Origin of the sequence: Aeromonas sp. L_1B5_3 (genome assembly GCF_963866575.1) — a bacterium.
In the GTDB taxonomy this organism is placed as follows: Bacteria; Pseudomonadota; Gammaproteobacteria; order Enterobacterales; family Aeromonadaceae; genus Aeromonas; species Aeromonas jandaei.
On record NZ_CAWMDN010000138.1, the window covers coordinates 73,370 to 88,777 of the forward strand.

Consider the following 15,408-nt stretch of genomic DNA (forward strand, 5'->3'; position numbering starts at 1 on the left):
GAGAGGGGACCGACGTTCCGTTGCACAGCTATCAGGCCAGAACCAGACCGTTATCGTAGTAAGCGATAGGCGCTTTGTCGCCCTCACCCTCGAAGGTCACCAGTTCCCATGCCTCCTGCTCGGCCAGCAGGGCACGCAGCAGTTTGTTGTTCAGGGCATGCCCTGTCTTGTAAGCGCGGAACTCACCGATAATGCTGCGGTTGCACATATAGAGGTCACCGATTGCGTCCAGCATCTTGTGCTTGACGAACTCGTCCTCGTAACGCAGACCATCTTCGTTCAGTACCCGGTAGTCATCCAGTACCACGGCGTTTTCCAGGCTTCCGCCCAGCGCCAGATTCTGGGAACGCAGGTACTCGATATCACGCATGAACCCGAAAGTACGGGCACGGCTGATCTCTTTCACGAAGGAGGCACCAGAGAAATCCAGTACACAACGCTGGTTGCGCCCTTCAAAAACCGGATGCTGGAAATCGATCTCGAGATCCATCTTGAAGCCGTTGCGATAAGGGTGGAATTCCGCCCACTTGTCGCCATCTTCAACACGGATGCTCTTCTTGATCCGCACAAACTGCTTGGCAGCATTTTGCTCACGGATCCCGACTTCCTGCAGCAGGTAGATAAAGGGATGCGCACTGCCGTCCATCACCGGGATCTCGGGCGCGTCAACCTCGACGTAGAGGTTGTCGATCCCCATCCCGGCCAACGCGGCGGAGAGGTGCTCAATGGTAGAGACACGCACGCCGGCTTCGTTGACCAGAGCGGTACAGAGCACGGTATCACGCACCTGATCGGCATTGGCTGGCAGCTCCACCACAGGATTCAGGTCGGTACGCAAGTAAACGATCCCTGTATTCACAGGAGCCGGACGGAATGTCATGGTGACTTTCCGGCCCGAATGCAGGCCGACGCCAGTCGCCTGAACACTCGTTTTCAAGGTTCTTTGTCTAATCATGGGTGTACCCTAAACAGCTTAAAATCCGGACCAGATGATCGTTGGCAGGCCATCTTAGCACATTCCTTAAGCAACAGACAAACACGCCTCATAAGAGACTTAGTCTGCCTGCTTGCGCAGGAACGCCGGAATATCCAGATAATCCGGTTCACGACGGGCTTGCGGCTCGGCGTTAACCACCTTGGCCGGAGCTTCGTCCATCACGCGGCCCTGCATCATGTCGCTAACCAGCGGCTGACGTACCGGGCGCTCTTGCACCTGGCTGCTCTTGACCAGAGTGATGTCCGGCTTGCGCTCGGCACCGATACCGGTGGCAACCACTGTCACGCGCAGTTCGTCGTGCATTTCCGGATCGATTACGGTACCCACTACTACAGTGGCGTTCTCGGAAGCGAAAGCCTTGACCGCGTTACCGACGGTTTCGAACTCTTCGATGGTCATGTCCATACCGGCAGTGATGTTGACCAGGATGCCGCGGGCACCGGCCAGATCCACGTCTTCCAGCAGCGGGCTGGAGATGGCCTTCTCGGCCGCTTCTTCGGCACGGTCATCACCGGAAGCGGAACCGGTACCCATCATGGCGGTACCCATTTCGCGCATAACGGTACGCACGTCAGCGAAGTCGACGTTGATCAGGCCCGGACGGGTGATCAGCTCGGCAATGCCCTGTACCGCGCCAAGCAGCACATCGTTGGCAGCCTTGAAGGCGTCCAGCAGGGAGATGCCACGACCCAGCACCTTCAGCAACTTGTCGTTGGGGATGGTGATCAGGGAGTCGACGTTCTTGGAAAGCTCTTCGATACCGTGCGCAGCAAAGCCCATCCGCTTCTTCCCTTCGAAGGAGAACGGCTTGGTGACCACAGCAACGGTCAGGATGCCCATTTCGCGAGCCACTTCGGCCACGATCGGCGCAGCACCGGTACCGGTACCACCGCCCATACCGGCAGCAATGAACACCATGTCGGAGCCGGTCAGCAGCTCACGCAGCGCTTCGCGATCTTCCATGGCCGCATCACGACCCACTTCCGGGTTGGCGCCAGCACCCAGACCTTTGGTGATGCCACCGCCGATCTGCAGAGTGGTGTTGGCACTGGAGTTACGCAGTGCCTGGGCGTCGGTGTTGACGGTGATGAACTCGACACCTTCGATGTTTTGACGAACCATGTGTTCGACAGCGTTGCCGCCGCCGCCACCTACACCGATCACTTTAATGACGGCTTCGTCAGTGTGGCTATCCATAAATTCAAACATGTTGTCTCTCCGCTTTATTTGCCTGACTCAGCAAAATTCTTAAAACTCGCCACGCAGCCAGTTGCTGACCCGTTTGACCAGACCACCGACGCTTGCCTTGGCGGCATATTCTTTGTTGCTACCTGTTGCCTGATGTGTACGGCCGTACTGCAGCAACCCGACCGCAGTCGAGTACACCGGCGCCTGCACATAATCACTCAAGCCACGAATATTCATGGGCTCCCCTACCCGAACCTGGCTCTGGAAGATCTGCTCTGCACACTCCACAATGCCTTCGATCTGGGCAGCGCCGCCGGTCAAGACCACACCGGCAGCCAGCTGATGCTTGACCCCCTGCGCTTTCAATTCGCTTTGTACCCGCACCAGCTCATCATTCACCATGGAGAGCAACTCGGTGTAGCGGGGCTCGATTACTTCTGCCAGTGTCTGCCGTTGCAGGCTGCGCGCCGGACGACCGCCGACACTCGGCACTTCAATATTGTCTTCCTTGCTGACCAGACGACCGAGGGCACAGCCGTAGCGTACCTTGATCGCTTCTGCATCGAGCGGCGGCGTGCCGAAGGCGTAGGCGATGTCGCTGGTCACAGTGCTGCCAGCGTACGGGATCACCTTGGTGTGGCGCAGGGCACCGCCGGTAAACAGCGACATGTCCATGGTGCCACCTCCGATGTCCACCACGCAGACACCCAGCTCTTTCTCATCTTCAGTCAGCACCGCGTAGCTGGATGCCAGCGCGGAGAAGATCAGCTGATCGACTCGCAGACCCACTTTTTCGACACACTTCTCGATGTTGCGAGCCATGTCGTTATGGCAGGTGATGAGATGCACCTTGGCCGCCATCCGTACACCGGAGAGACCAACCGGATTCTTGATCCCTTCCTGATAGTCGATGGCAAACTCCTGAGGCAGCACGTGCAGCACCCGCAGTTCATCCGAAAGGCGAACCGACTTGGCGGTGTGGATAACGTTGTCCACGTCTTCCTGAGTCACCTCTTCATCGGAGATGGGCACCATGCCGGTCTCGTTGCGGCAGTCGATATGCTTGCCGGACAAGCCGAGGTAAACCGAGCTGATCTGGCAATCCGCCATCATCTCGGCCTCTTCCACCGCACGGCGCAGTGACTTGACCACGGAGTCGAGGTCGTTGACACCGCCCTTCTCCATCCCGCGGGAAGCGTGACTGCCCATACCGATGACGTTCAGTTCACCGTCCGGCAATACTTCACCGACCAGAACCGCCACTTTGGTTGTGCCGATATCCAGTCCGACAATCAAATTCCTATCTGCGGTGTTGGTCATGCACTTTCTCTTCGCTCTTCTTCCAGCCAACTGCCACTCCGGTATCGTATCGAAGATCCACGTACGCAACCTGCGCTCGAGGTTCGATAGCCGGGAAGGCATCGATAAACCGCTGCAACCGGAGCGCTATGTCGTTGCGCCCCAGAAACAGCTTGATATTGCCATCTAGGGTCAGTTCCCAGGCATGGCGGGGGGTCAGATTCACCCCCAGCAACTTGTATCCTTTGGCAGCCAGTTGCGCTTCATACTGCCGACTCTCTTTCAACACCATGGCGGCCTGGTCATCCGGTCCCGACAGCTGCAACAGCGGTATCTTGACCCGATCCGGTGCACTGAACACCTTGCCTTTGGTGTTGACGAAGCGGTTGCCGTTCCAGCGCGCCGCCACGTCCTGTTCTGTCAGGTAGACCTTGATCTTGTTCGGCCACTTCTTGCGTACCGATACCGAGGCTACCCATGGCAAGGCATTAAGCCGTGCCTGCAATTCGTTAACATCCAACTCGAAGAAGTTGCGTGACTCGGCGCCATCCAGCACGGCCAGTCGCAGCTCTTCGGTTTCCAGATACTGGTGTTGCCCCTGCAGCAACAGCTCGCTCATGGGCAACCGGTTGGCATCCGTCAGCCAACCTTTAACATCCAGCGCAGTCCGGTAGCAGCCCCATATAACCAGCAGGAAAAACATCACGCCTGCGATGAAGCCGCCCTTGGTGCGCCCCTGTGCCCTTGCCTCCACCCGCTCGATCCCCGTGTAACGCGCTAAACCGGCCTTTTGACAGACCGGTTCGCCATTATATAGGCCCCGGCTTGGCGGTCAAAATACTCATTGGGCCCTCAGGCACCAGATTTCATGCTATCTATGCTCAATTTCATCTCGCCGAGACGACGGGCCAGCGCTCCGACGTTCCCCGCCCCCTGAGTCAGCACCAGATCCCCTTCGCCAACCAGGTCGGCCAGCACGGCCGGCACGTCATCTGGCGTGGCCACAAAGATGGGTTCCAGATTGCCGCGCGAACGGATGGAGCGGCACAGCGCACGACCGTCTGCCCCCGGGATCGGATCCTCGCCGGCAGCATAAACCTCCAGCATTACCAGTACGTCCACCTTGGAGAGCACGTCCGCAAAGTCTTCGTAGAGGTCGCGAGTACGGGTGTAGCGATGCGGCTGGAACACCATGACCAGACGCTTCTCCGGCCAGCCGGCCCGAGCGGCATTGATGGTCACCTTCACTTCGCTCGGATGGTGGCCATAATCGTCCACCAGCATCGCCTTGCCGCGACCGGTTTCGAACTCACCATACTGCTGGAAGCGACGGCCAACCCCTTCAAACTTGGCCAGCGCACGGATAATGGCATCGTCGCTGACTCCGTCTTCCGTCGCGACAGCAATCGCCGCGGCAGCGTTCAAGGCGTTGTGGATCCCCGGCAAGTTGAGGGTTACCTGCAGCTCACCCGCATCTTTGCGGCGCACCCGGAAGCAGCTGTGGTTGGTGGTCTGGACAAATTCCAGCACCTGCACATCCGCATCGTCAGAGAGACCGTAAGTCAGGGTCGGGCGGGCAATCTCGGGCAACATGCCACGAATCACCGGATCATCGATGCAGACTACCGCCAGACCGTAGAAAGGCAGGTTGTGCAGAAACTCGATAAAGGTGGCCTTCAGCTTGGAGAAATCACCGCCGTAGGTGTCCATGTGATCTGCTTCGATGTTGGTCACGATAGAGACCATCGGCTGCAGATGCAGGAAGGAGGCGTCGCTCTCATCCGCCTCGGCGATCAGATAACGGCTGCTGCCCAGACGGGCATTGGTGCCAGCGCTGTTGAGCAGACCACCGATAACGAAAGTCGGATCGCGGTCGGCTTCGGCATAGATGCTCGCCACCAGACTGGTAGTGGTTGTCTTGCCGTGAGTACCGGCGATGGCGATACCGTGCCGGAAACGCATCAGCTCGGCCAGCATCTCGGCACGGCGTACTACCGGGATCCGCAGTTCGCGGGCAGCCAGCAGCTCCGGGTTGTCCTGCTTGATGGCAGTGGAGACCACGACCACGCTGGCGCCGTTGACGTGCTCGGCGCTGTGGCCGGTAAAGATATGGGCGCCCAGAGCTTCAAGCCGCTCGGTCACCGCATTGCGAGCCAGATCAGAACCCGTTACCTGATACCCTTCGTTGGCAAGCACTTCGGCGATCCCGCCCATACCGGCACCACCGATGCCGATAAAATGGATGCGACGCACGCGGCGCATTTCGGGGATCACAGTACGCAGTTTTGCCAGTTCAACCTTGGTCATAATCGTCTCTTTAGTCTGCCGCAAGCCGTTTGCTCTCAAACGGCCTCATCTCACAGCATCAATCTACAAAGGGGTGAGGCTGCACGGCGTGGCCAGTGCAATCTCATCCTTACTCTTTATTTGTCTGCCCTGCGGCGAGTCGTTTGCACTCGTCAGCAACCCGCTCTGCCGCATCGGTAATAGCGACGCGACGGGCGGCCTTGGCCATGTTAAACAGCGTCTCCCTGCGCCCGGCGAGCCAGGAGAGACGCGCAGCCAGCGAGGCTGTGGTCAACTCGGACTGGGGCAGGAACTCGGCCGCACCGCCATCGACCAGCGTCAGGGCGTTGCGGGTCTGGTGATCATCCACTGCATGGGGCAGCGGCACGAAGATGGCGGCCACACCGGCAGCAGCCACTTCGGAGACGGTCAGGGCTCCCGCCCGGCAGACCACCAGGTCGGCCCAGGCATAGGCTCCCGCCATATCCTTGATAAATTCGCTGACCTCGGCATTGATACCGTGCTGGGCATAGGCCGCGCTGACAGTGTCGCCATTGCCCTTGCCACACTGGTGACGCACCTCGATAGGCACACCAGCCGCAGCGACCGCTGCGGGCACCTGCTCGTTGAGCACGCGAGCCCCCAGACTTCCGCCCACGATCAGCAGATGCAACGGCTCGCTGCTGCTACGCAGTTGCGGATCCGGCAGTGCGACCACTTCGGGGCGAACCGGATTACCCACCACGGCAGTGCGGCGGCTCGGCGCAAACGCCCCCGGGAATGCCATCAACACCCGCTTGGCGATACGCGCCAGCAGCTTGTTGGTCATACCGGCTGCAGCATTCTGCTCGTGCAGCAGCAACGGGATGCCGGAGAACCAAGCCGCGACGCCACCCGGGCCGGAGGCAAAGCCGCCCATGCCGAGCACCACATCCGGGCGAATGGTTTTGAGCACCTGACGCGCCTGCAGCACGGATTTCACGATGCGATAGGGCGCCGCCAGCAGCCGCTTGATGCCGTTGCCACGCACCCCCTGAATATCGATAAAGGAGATGGGATAGCCATGGGCAGGCACAAGCTCGGCTTCCATCCGGTCGGCGGTGCCCAGCCAGTGGACAGTCCAGCCCTGCTCCTTCAATCGATCGGCTACGGCCAGACCCGGGAATACATGTCCCCCGGTACCACCTGCCATCACCAACAGCGTCTTGCTCACTAAACCTCCCGCACCCGCGCCTGGGCTGTCGCCTGACGCAACTCAAAATCGATTCGAATCAACATGCTCACTGCCACCGTCATGATGATGAGACTGGAGCCACCGTAACTCACGAGCGGCAAGGTCAACCCTTTGGTCGGCATCATGCCGCTGGCCGCGCCAACGTTAACGAAGGTCTGGAAACTGAACCAGATCCCGATACCGATGGCCAGATAACCGTCATAGAGGCGATCGGCAGCAAGAGCCTTGTGGCCCAGCTTCAACGCCTTGACCGCCAGTGCGAAGATCAGGAACAGGGCACCCAGCACACCGGCATAGCCGAGCTCTTCACCGAGGATCGCAAAGACGAAGTCGGTATGCGCTTCCGGCAGGTACTCCATCTTCTGGATCGAGTTGCCCAGCCCTTCGCCGAACCAGCTGCCGCGGCCAAACGCCATCAGCGACTGGGTCAACTGATAGCCACTGCCAAACGGATCGGCCCAGGGATCCATAAAGGAGGTAACCCGCCGCATCCGGTAAGGCTCGACGATGATCAGCATCACCACGGCACCTACGCCAGCACCGATCAGGGTCAGGAACTGGCCGAGTCGGGCCCCCGCCAGAAAAAGCATGCCGAACGAGGTCACGAACATCACCACGGTGGAACCCAGGTCAGGCTGCAGCAGCAACAGGACGGCCAGCACCCCGAATACCGCTAGCGGCTTGAGGAAGCCAATCCAGGCTTCACGCACCTCGTTCTGGCGCCGCACCAGATAACCGGCCAGATAGACAAAGAGCGCCAGCTTGCCGAATTCGGCAGGCTGCAGGTTGAACGGGCCGAGCGGTAACCAGCGCACCGCACCGTTGACGTTGCGTCCCACCAGCAGCACCAGCACCAGCATCAAGATAGCCAGCAGCAGCATGGGGCCATTGTGTTCCTGCCAGCGTGCCATCGGCACCTGCAGTACGAACCAGGAGATGCCGAGCGCCATCACCAGAAACATGGCGTGACGTTTCACGAACATGAAGGGATCGTCACCCAGAGAGATCCCCTCGGGGATCGAGGCGGATGCCACGATCACTACCCCGAGCGCCATCAACGCAAGCGCCAGCACGACCAGCTGCCGATCATAGAGACCGGCGGGACGCGCCGGTAACAACCAGCGCTGGAAAAGACCTGCAGCTGCGCGAAGGGCGTTCATAGCGCCATCACCATCTCGGTGAAGCGATCGCCGCGCACCTCGAACGACTTGAACTGATCCAGGCTGGCACAGGCGGGCGCCAGCAGCACCCAGTCACCGGGCCTGGCATCGGCAGCCGCCTTGGCAACGGCGGCAGCAAGGTCGGCAACCCGTTCAGTCTGCTCACCCAGTGCCAGCAGCACCTCGGCATCCTGGCCGAAGCAGTACATGTGATCGATCTGGTTGCCCAGCAGCGCCTGAATGGGACCAAAATCCTGCCCCTTGCCCTGACCACCGGCCAGCAGCAACAGACGCCCCCTGACCGACTCGCGCACACCGGCCACGGCAGCCAGTGTGGCGCCTACGTTGGTCGCCTTGGAGTCGTTGATCCAGCGCACTCCGTTAACCTCTCGCACGAAGCGGGCACGGTGCGGCAGACCTTCAAAACGGCGCAGCACGGTGAGTTGTGCCGCGCGGGGAATGCCAACCGCATCGCACAGCGCCATGGCGGCAAGGGCGTTGGCCTGATTGTGGGCGCCGACGATCTTCATCTCGTCCACCGCGATCAGGGGCTCGCCGTGCAGGGTCAGCCAGTAACGACCATCCAGCAGGCAGCGGCCGTAACCATTGCAGTCGAGACCAAAGCTCTGCCACACCTGACCCACATCGGGCAGGGTCTGGGCATCGTCACGGTTGACCAGAATATGTTTGGAGTTCTGATGGATCTCCATCTTGGCGGCGCGATAGTCGGCCATGCCCTGATAGCGATCCATATGATCTTCGGAGAGGTTGAGCACCACGGAGGCGGCAGCGCGCAGGCTATAGGTGGTCTCCAGCTGGAAGCTGGAGAGCTCCAGCACGCAGAGATCCATCGGCTGCTTGAGCAGATCGAGCGCCGGCGTCCCTATGTTGCCACCCACACCGACATTGAGTCCGGCTTCGGCAATCATCTCGCCCACCAGGGTGGTCACTGTGCTCTTGCCGTTGGAGCCGGTGATGGCGATGACCGGCGTCTGGGTCTCGCGCACAAACAGCTCGATATCCCCGATTATCTGCACACCACGCCCGGCAGCCGCTTTCAATTCGGGGGTCGCCAAGGCAATGCCCGGGCTCGCTACGATCATGTGTGCCTGCTTGAGCAGCTCTTCATCCAGCCCGTGGATAAGCTCCACTTCTGGCGGCAGCTGATCCTTGCCGGGCGGGTTGGCACGGGTATCCATCACCAGCGGCGTGACGCCACGGCCGAGGAAGTAGTCGACGCAGGAGAGTCCGGTTTTACCCAATCCGATGATGATGACCATGGCCTTACCTCACCTTCAGGGTGGCAAGACCCAGCAGCACCAGCACGAGGGTGATGATCCAGAAGCGCACGATAACGCGCGGCTCCGGCCAGCCCTTCTTCTCGTAGTGGTGATGGATCGGCGCCATACGGAAAATCCGCACGCCGCGCAGCTTGTATGACCCCACCTGCAGGATCACCGAGACTGTCTCCATCACGAAGACTCCGCCCATGATCACCAGCAGAAACTCCTGACGAACCAGCACGGCGATGGTACCGAGCGCGCCGCCCAGCGCCAGCGAGCCGACGTCGCCCATGAAGACCTGCGCCGGATAGGTGTTGAACCAGAGGAAGCCCAGACCCGCACCGACGATGGCGGTACAGACGATCACCAGCTCGGAGGTATAGGGAACATAGGGAATATGCAGGTAACTGGCGAAGTTGACGTTGCCGGTTGCCCAGGCAATAAACGCAAAGCCGCCCGCCACCATCACGGTCGGCATGATGGCCAAGCCATCCAGACCATCGGTCAGGTTGACCGCGTTGGAGGTACCGACGATGACAAAGTAGGTCAGCAGGATAAACATCAAGCCAAGCTGCGGCATCACATCTTTGAGGAAGGGCACCACCAGCTGGGTCTGACCGTCGTGGGTGGCAGTAGCATAGAGGAATACAGCCACTCCCAGCGCAACGGCGGATTGCCAGAAGTACTTCCAGCGGGCGATCAGACCGTCAGTGTTTTTGCGCACCACCTTGAGGTAGTCGTCGGCAAAGCCGATGGCACCGTAGGCCCCCAGCACAAACAGCACTAACCAGACATAGGGGTTGTCGAGGCGGCACCAGAGCAACACGGAAGTGAAGATGGCGGCAATGATCATCAGCCCCCCCATGGTCGGGGTACCCCGCTTGCTGAGGTGAGACTCGGGACCATCGTTGCGGATCACCTGACCGAACTTCAGGATCTGCAGGCGACGAATGAGGCGAGGCCCCATCCAGAGCGCAACACCCAGACCGGTAATAATCGACAGGATGGCGCGAAACGTCAGGTAGGAGAAGACGTTGAAGAAGGTGAAGTGCGGGGTGAGCAGTTCAGCCAGCCAGACTAACATGCAGCTGACTCCTGATGGTCGACGACCATCTTGACGATATCTTCCATGCGGGAGCCACGGGCACCTTTGACCAGAATCGAAATTTCCTGATGTGTATTAATCATTTGCGCAAGCACTTCAAACAACGACGCCTTGTTATCGAAATGTCGGCCAGCCGCGGCATCTGCGGTATGGCGACTCTCTTCCCCCACTGTCAGCACGGCATCCAGACCGCACTCGCGGGCATGATGGCCAACCCGGGCATGTTGCTCGGCAGACTCTTCACCCAGTTCCCGCATGTCACCGAACACCAGCACCTTGAAGCCGCTCATGGCGGTCAGGGCATCGATGCCTGCCAGCACGGACTCCACGCTGGCATTGTAGGTATCGTCCACTAGGGTCAGACCGCCCCAGCGCTGAACGCAGAAGCGGCCCTTGACCGGAGCCATCTGCTCCAGACCGGCTTTGACCGAGGCCAGAGAAGCACCTAGCGCCAGGGTACCGGCAGCAGCAGCCAGCGCATTGGCCACGTTATGACGGCCGGGGATCGCCAGAGTCAGGCTCACCTCACCCTGCGGGGTCACCATGACGAACTCGGCACAACCCTGAGCGTTGAGAACCACATCGCGAGAATGGAACGGCTGGCTCTGATCTTCGATGGAGAAGGCGCAGCGAATGCCATGCTCGCGCCACTTAGGCCAGAATTCGTTGTCGGCGTTGACGATTGCGGTGCCGCCGGCGCTCAAGCCCTCAAAAATCTCGCTCTTGGCGTGGAAGACCCCTTCCAGCGAGCCGAAACCCTCCAGATGAGCGGCAGCCACGTTGTTGATGATGGCGGCATCCGGTTTGGCCAGCGAGGTGGTCCAGGCGATCTCGCCCGGGTGGTTGGCACCCAGCTCCATCACCGCAAACTTGTGTTGCGGTTCGAGGCGCAGCAGGGTGAGCGGCACCCCCACCTCATTGTTGAAGTTGCCGGCGGTGGCCAGCACCTCTCCTTCATGACGCAGGATGGCGGTCGCCATCTCCTTCACCGTGGTCTTACCGCAGCTGCCGGTGATAGCCAGCACTTTCGGGTTGATGCGCTCACGCATCAGTTTGCCGAGACGGCCCAGCCCCTTGAGGGTATCGGCTACCACCAGTTGGGGAATGGCCAGCGGCAGTTCGCGCTCGACCAGCAGGGCAGAGGCCCCTGCCGCCAGCGCCTGCTCGCAAAAGTCGTGGGCATCGAAGCGCTCGCCGCGCAGTGCAACGAACAGAGCGCCAGCACCCAGAGTACGGGTATCGGTGCTGACCGCAGTAATCTCGCCATCTTCACCAATCAGACGGGCATCGAGCACCTGCGCCAGGTCGGCAAGCCTGAGGGTCATCATTTGAATGACTCCATTAATGTGTGCAAAGCGGCGGCGACGGTTTCCCGGTCGCTATAGTGCCGCTTGTCGGTTCCAATGATTTGATAATCCTCGTGGCCTTTGCCGGCCACCAGAATGATGTCCTGGTTGCTCGCCTGACGGATAGCCAGGTTGATCGCCTTGACCCGATCGTGCTCGACCTGCACCGCAGCAGGATCGCGAAGACCCGCCACCATGTCGGCCATGATCCGGGCCGGCTCCTCGGTACGGGGATTGTCGTCGGTCAGGATCACGCGATCCGCATACTGTTCAGCCATGGCTGCCATCATGGGGCGCTTGCCGCGATCCCGATCACCACCACAACCGACCAGACACCAGAGCTGGCCTTTGCAATGCACGCGCAGTGCCTGCAGCGCCTTGTCCAGCGCGTCCGGGGTGTGGGCATAATCGACCACAGCAAGGGGCGCATCACCGCCGCCAAAGCACTCCATGCGACCGGTCACCGGCTGCAATTTCGGGGCAGTTGCCAGCAGCTCGTCGAAGTCATAGCCGAGTACCAGCATGACACCCATCGCCGCCAGCACATTGCTGACGTTGAAGCGCCCGAGCAAGGGGGCGGATAATACACCATTCCCCCAGCTGGAGTTAATCTGCGCACGAAAACCTTGCTGGTGAAAATCGAGTTGCTGCGCCGTTAACTGACGGCCGGAATGGTTTTCAATCGGACCATTAACGCTGAACGCCACCGCTAAGGGATATTTTTCGAGCCACTTGGCACCCAACTCGTCATCTCGGTTGATCACCGCATTCGGCTCATCGACCAGCTGCAGCAGCTGCTCCTTGGCGGCACCATAGGCCTCCATGGTGCCGTGGTAGTCGAGGTGATCCCGACTCAGATTGGTGAAGACCGCGGCAGCAAACGGCAAGGCGGCAACCCGATGTTGCACCAGACCGTGGCTGGAGACCTCCATCGCCACCAGATCCGCCCCCTGCTCTTGCAGGGCGGCCAGATTGGCTTGCACCTGAACGGCGCTGCCAGTGGTGTTTTCCGCTTCGATCAGATTGCCAAACAGACCGTTGCCGATGGTACCCATCACGCCAGCCTTGCCACCCAGCAGGGTACGCCAGTTGGCGACCAGCAGCGCAGTGGTGCTCTTGCCGTTGGTCCCCGTGATCCCCACCAGTTCCAGTTTTTTGGCTGGCTGATCGTAGAAATAGCCTGCGAGGGCGGAGAGATGAGCAGGCAAATCGCGCATTCCGATGCAGGGAACGGAAAGCGCTGGCGCGATAAATTCACCGTCCTCCTCAAACACAACAGCGGTCGCCCCCTGAGCCACCGCCTGTTCGATAAACCGTCTGCCGTCCACCTGATGGCCGCGAATGGCCACGAAGAGAGAGCCGGGGCCGACCCGCCGACTATCCAGCTGGATATCGGTCAGGGCAAGCGCCGGCGCCGTAATGCCGAAGGGGCGCAGTAATGAATCAAGTGCGCGGTGCAACAGGAGCCTCCGTACTGGCGAGTTTGGTGGGTACCGAAGGGGGTACCGCATCCGGACGAATATTGAAGAGTTGCAGCACCCCGCCCATGGCCTCTGCAAACGGCGGGGTCGCCACGGCGCCACCATAGTAGGCGCTGCCTTTTGGCTCGTTGATTACCACCACCATGACGAAACGGGGATCACTGGCCGGGGCGAAGCCGGCAAACCAGGCCATGTAATCTTTGCCATAGCCACCTGCAACAGCGACCTTGGCGGTACCACTCTTGCCACCCACCCGATAACCCGGGATCTTGGCTTTCGGAATGGCGTTGTCGACCACGTATTCCAGCGCCTGCAGCATGGCGGAGGCGTTGTTGTGGTCGATCACCTGCTCACCCTTGGGCGGCGTGGTGACCTTGACGATGGAGATGGGCACTCGCTTGCCCTTGTTGGCCAGGGTGGCGTAGGCGGAAGCCAGTTGCAGCGGGGTAACCCGCAGACCATAACCAAACGAAAGGGTCGCACGCTCGATATCGGACCAGCGGCGACGCTGGGGCAGCATGCCGCTGCTCTCGCCCATCAGGCCGCTACCGGTATCCATGCCGAAGCCAAACATGCTGAGGGTGTTGATCATCTCCTGCGCCGGCATCCGCAGCGCGATGCGTGACATACCGATGTTGGAGGAGTAGCGCAGAATGTCGTAGAGGTTGGTCGCCCGGTGGATACTGACGTCCTTGATCTGCTTGGCGCCGATAAAGAGCGGCCCGCCCTGAATGAAATCTTTCCAGCTGGTGACACCGGCCTGCAAGGCACTGAGCAAAATCAATGGCTTGACGGTAGAGCCTGGCTCGTAGGTATCGGTGACCACCCGGTTGCGCACCCTAAAGCTCTGATACTGACCGCGGTTGTTCGGGTTGTAAGAGGGGGTGTTGACCATGGCGAGCACTTCGCCGGTCTTGATATCCAGCATCACCATGGAGCCGGATGTCGCCTTGTTCTCGTCGGTGGCCCGCTTGAGCGCACGATAAGCCAGCGCCTGTACCCGTTGATCGATACTGAGCTGCAAATCGTTGGCGTTCTTGCCCTCCTTGACGATGCCAAGACGTTCGATGACCCGCCCCTGACGATCCTTGCGCACCCGCATCTCGCCCGGAGTTGCGGTCAGCCACTCGTCATAGCTGCGCTCGATACCTTCGATACCGTGGCCATCGATGTTGGTCACCCCAACCAGATGGGCACTGATCTCGCCAGTCGGATAGAAACGGCGAGACTCGGGACGCAGATAGACACCGCCCAGCTTGAGCCCCTTGATATATTCCGAAACGGCAGGGGTTACCTGACGCTGCAGATAGACAAAACGCTTGCTGGGATTGGCGATCCGTTGTTTGAGGGTATTTATGTCGATCTTGAGCACGGCAGAGAGAGCCATCCAGGCTCGCTCGTTGTGAATTGCGCCAGACTCGTGCACCGTCTTGGGGTCTGCCCAGACCGCTTCGACCGGCACGGATACCGCCAGCTGTTCACCGTTGCGATCGGTGATCATACCGCGCACCGCCTGGGTGGAGGTGGTACGCAGGGAGCGCATGTCCCCCTCCTGGCGCAGGCGGTCAGGGTTGATCACCTGGATCCAGGCCAAGCGCAGGATCAGCCCAACAAATGCGATGCCGATGAATACGACCAGCGTGCGAAAGCGCCACGGATAGATCGAGGGCGCTTTGACGTTCGCTTTGGCAGCTTTGGCTGTAGCCTTGCGTTTCATGGCAGGGTAATTACCTTTTCGGTGGTCACCAGAGGGCGACCCATTTGTAACTTGTCCATCGCCAGAGTGGCCACCCGGGAGTGTTCCGCCAGGGTGCCCTGCTCCAGCAGGAGGTGACGCCATTCAATATTGAGGCGATCCTCTTCGGCCATCAGGTCGTTCTGTTTGGCTGTCAGGCCGCGCGTCATGTTGGTCACCAGGATCACGGCAAATGCAGTCACCAGCACGGCGACCGACAACAGGATCTGCAGCTTGTGCCGCCAGAGATCCGCAACGATCTCCTTGGCAAGGTGGACACGCACTTCGCTCATC

The 15,408-nt window shown here is 60.2% G+C and carries 13 protein-coding genes; all 13 read right to left on the reverse strand.

Annotated elements, in window-relative coordinates:
- Positions 1-31: 31 nt before the first annotated feature.
- Positions 32-955 (reverse strand): UDP-3-O-acyl-N-acetylglucosamine deacetylase, encoded by a 924-nt coding sequence (gene lpxC, locus AACR93_RS18250; protein ID WP_005336146.1) that lies wholly within the window; start codon positions 953-955, stop codon positions 32-34.
- A gap of 99 nt (positions 956-1,054) precedes the next feature.
- Positions 1,055-2,206, reverse strand: a complete 1,152-nt coding sequence (ftsZ, locus tag AACR93_RS18255; RefSeq protein WP_005336147.1) for a cell division protein FtsZ — start codon at positions 2,204-2,206, stop codon at positions 1,055-1,057.
- 39 nt (positions 2,207-2,245) lie between these two features.
- Positions 2,246-3,505: a cell division protein FtsA gene (gene ftsA / locus AACR93_RS18260; protein WP_005336148.1), complete on the reverse strand. Its 1,260-nt coding sequence runs from the start codon at positions 3,503-3,505 to the stop codon at positions 2,246-2,248.
- A complete protein-coding gene (locus tag AACR93_RS18265) occupies positions 3,486-4,238 on the reverse strand; it encodes a cell division protein FtsQ/DivIB (protein WP_043851603.1) in 753 nt (250 codons plus the stop codon). The genes ftsA and AACR93_RS18265 overlap by 20 nt, the downstream gene beginning before the upstream one ends.
- Before the next feature lie 98 nt (positions 4,239-4,336).
- Positions 4,337-5,791, reverse strand: coding sequence for a UDP-N-acetylmuramate--L-alanine ligase (murC, locus tag AACR93_RS18270; RefSeq protein WP_043851604.1), 1,455 nt, complete (start codon positions 5,789-5,791; stop codon positions 4,337-4,339).
- 109 nt (positions 5,792-5,900) lie between these two features.
- On the reverse strand, positions 5,901-6,983 hold the full coding sequence (gene murG / locus AACR93_RS18275) for an undecaprenyldiphospho-muramoylpentapeptide beta-N-acetylglucosaminyltransferase (RefSeq protein ID WP_043851605.1): 1,083 nt from the start codon (positions 6,981-6,983) through the stop codon (positions 5,901-5,903).
- Positions 6,983-8,164: a cell division protein FtsW gene (gene ftsW / locus AACR93_RS18280; RefSeq protein WP_041210684.1), complete on the reverse strand. Its 1,182-nt coding sequence runs from the start codon at positions 8,162-8,164 to the stop codon at positions 6,983-6,985. Before ftsW ends, murG begins: the two co-directional genes overlap by 1 nt.
- Complete coding sequence (gene murD / locus AACR93_RS18285) at positions 8,161-9,444, reverse strand: UDP-N-acetylmuramoyl-L-alanine--D-glutamate ligase (RefSeq protein WP_043851606.1); 1,284 nt, start codon at positions 9,442-9,444, stop codon at positions 8,161-8,163. Before murD ends, ftsW begins: the two co-directional genes overlap by 4 nt.
- Before the next feature lie 4 nt (positions 9,445-9,448).
- A complete protein-coding gene (gene mraY, locus AACR93_RS18290; RefSeq protein ID WP_005341701.1) occupies positions 9,449-10,531 on the reverse strand; it encodes a phospho-N-acetylmuramoyl-pentapeptide-transferase in 1,083 nt (360 codons plus the stop codon).
- Complete coding sequence (locus tag AACR93_RS18295; protein WP_043851607.1) at positions 10,525-11,880, reverse strand: UDP-N-acetylmuramoyl-tripeptide--D-alanyl-D-alanine ligase; 1,356 nt, start codon at positions 11,878-11,880, stop codon at positions 10,525-10,527. Before AACR93_RS18295 ends, mraY begins: the two co-directional genes overlap by 7 nt.
- A complete protein-coding gene (gene murE, locus AACR93_RS18300; RefSeq protein WP_043851617.1) occupies positions 11,877-13,361 on the reverse strand; it encodes a UDP-N-acetylmuramoyl-L-alanyl-D-glutamate--2,6-diaminopimelate ligase in 1,485 nt (494 codons plus the stop codon). The genes AACR93_RS18295 and murE overlap by 4 nt, the downstream gene beginning before the upstream one ends.
- The gene (locus AACR93_RS18305; RefSeq protein ID WP_033115391.1) at positions 13,342-15,096 is read right to left on the reverse strand and encodes a penicillin-binding transpeptidase domain-containing protein; all 1,755 of its coding nucleotides are present in this window, start codon (positions 15,094-15,096) and stop codon (positions 13,342-13,344) included. Before AACR93_RS18305 ends, murE begins: the two co-directional genes overlap by 20 nt.
- Positions 15,093-15,407, reverse strand: coding sequence for a cell division protein FtsL (ftsL, locus tag AACR93_RS18310; RefSeq protein ID WP_005341708.1), 315 nt, complete (start codon positions 15,405-15,407; stop codon positions 15,093-15,095). The genes AACR93_RS18305 and ftsL overlap by 4 nt, the downstream gene beginning before the upstream one ends.
- Position 15,408: the final 1 nt, after the last annotated feature.

Bases quoted from the DNA above. Each gene is read 5' to 3' on its own strand.
- lpxC (WP_005336146.1), bottom strand. From the start codon at position 955: ATGATTAGACAAAGAACCTTGAAAACGAGTGTTCAGGCGACTGGCGTC.
- ftsZ (WP_005336147.1), bottom strand. From the start codon at position 2,206: ATGTTTGAATTTATGGATAGCCACACTGACGAAGCCGTCATTAAAGTG.
- ftsA (WP_005336148.1), bottom strand. From the start codon at position 3,505: ATGACCAACACCGCAGATAGGAATTTGATTGTCGGACTGGATATCGGC.
- murC (WP_043851604.1), bottom strand. From the start codon at position 5,791: ATGACCAAGGTTGAACTGGCAAAACTGCGTACTGTGATCCCCGAAATG.
- ftsW (WP_041210684.1), bottom strand. From the start codon at position 8,164: ATGAACGCCCTTCGCGCAGCTGCAGGTCTTTTCCAGCGCTGGTTGTTA.
- murD (WP_043851606.1), bottom strand. From the start codon at position 9,444: ATGGTCATCATCATCGGATTGGGTAAAACCGGACTCTCCTGCGTCGAC.
- mraY (WP_005341701.1), bottom strand. From the start codon at position 10,531: ATGTTAGTCTGGCTGGCTGAACTGCTCACCCCGCACTTCACCTTCTTC.
- AACR93_RS18295 (WP_043851607.1), bottom strand. From the start codon at position 11,880: ATGATGACCCTCAGGCTTGCCGACCTGGCGCAGGTGCTCGATGCCCGT.
- AACR93_RS18305 (WP_033115391.1), bottom strand. From the start codon at position 15,096: ATGAAACGCAAGGCTACAGCCAAAGCTGCCAAAGCGAACGTCAAAGCG.
- ftsL (WP_005341708.1), bottom strand. From the start codon at position 15,407: ATGAGCGAAGTGCGTGTCCACCTTGCCAAGGAGATCGTTGCGGATCTC.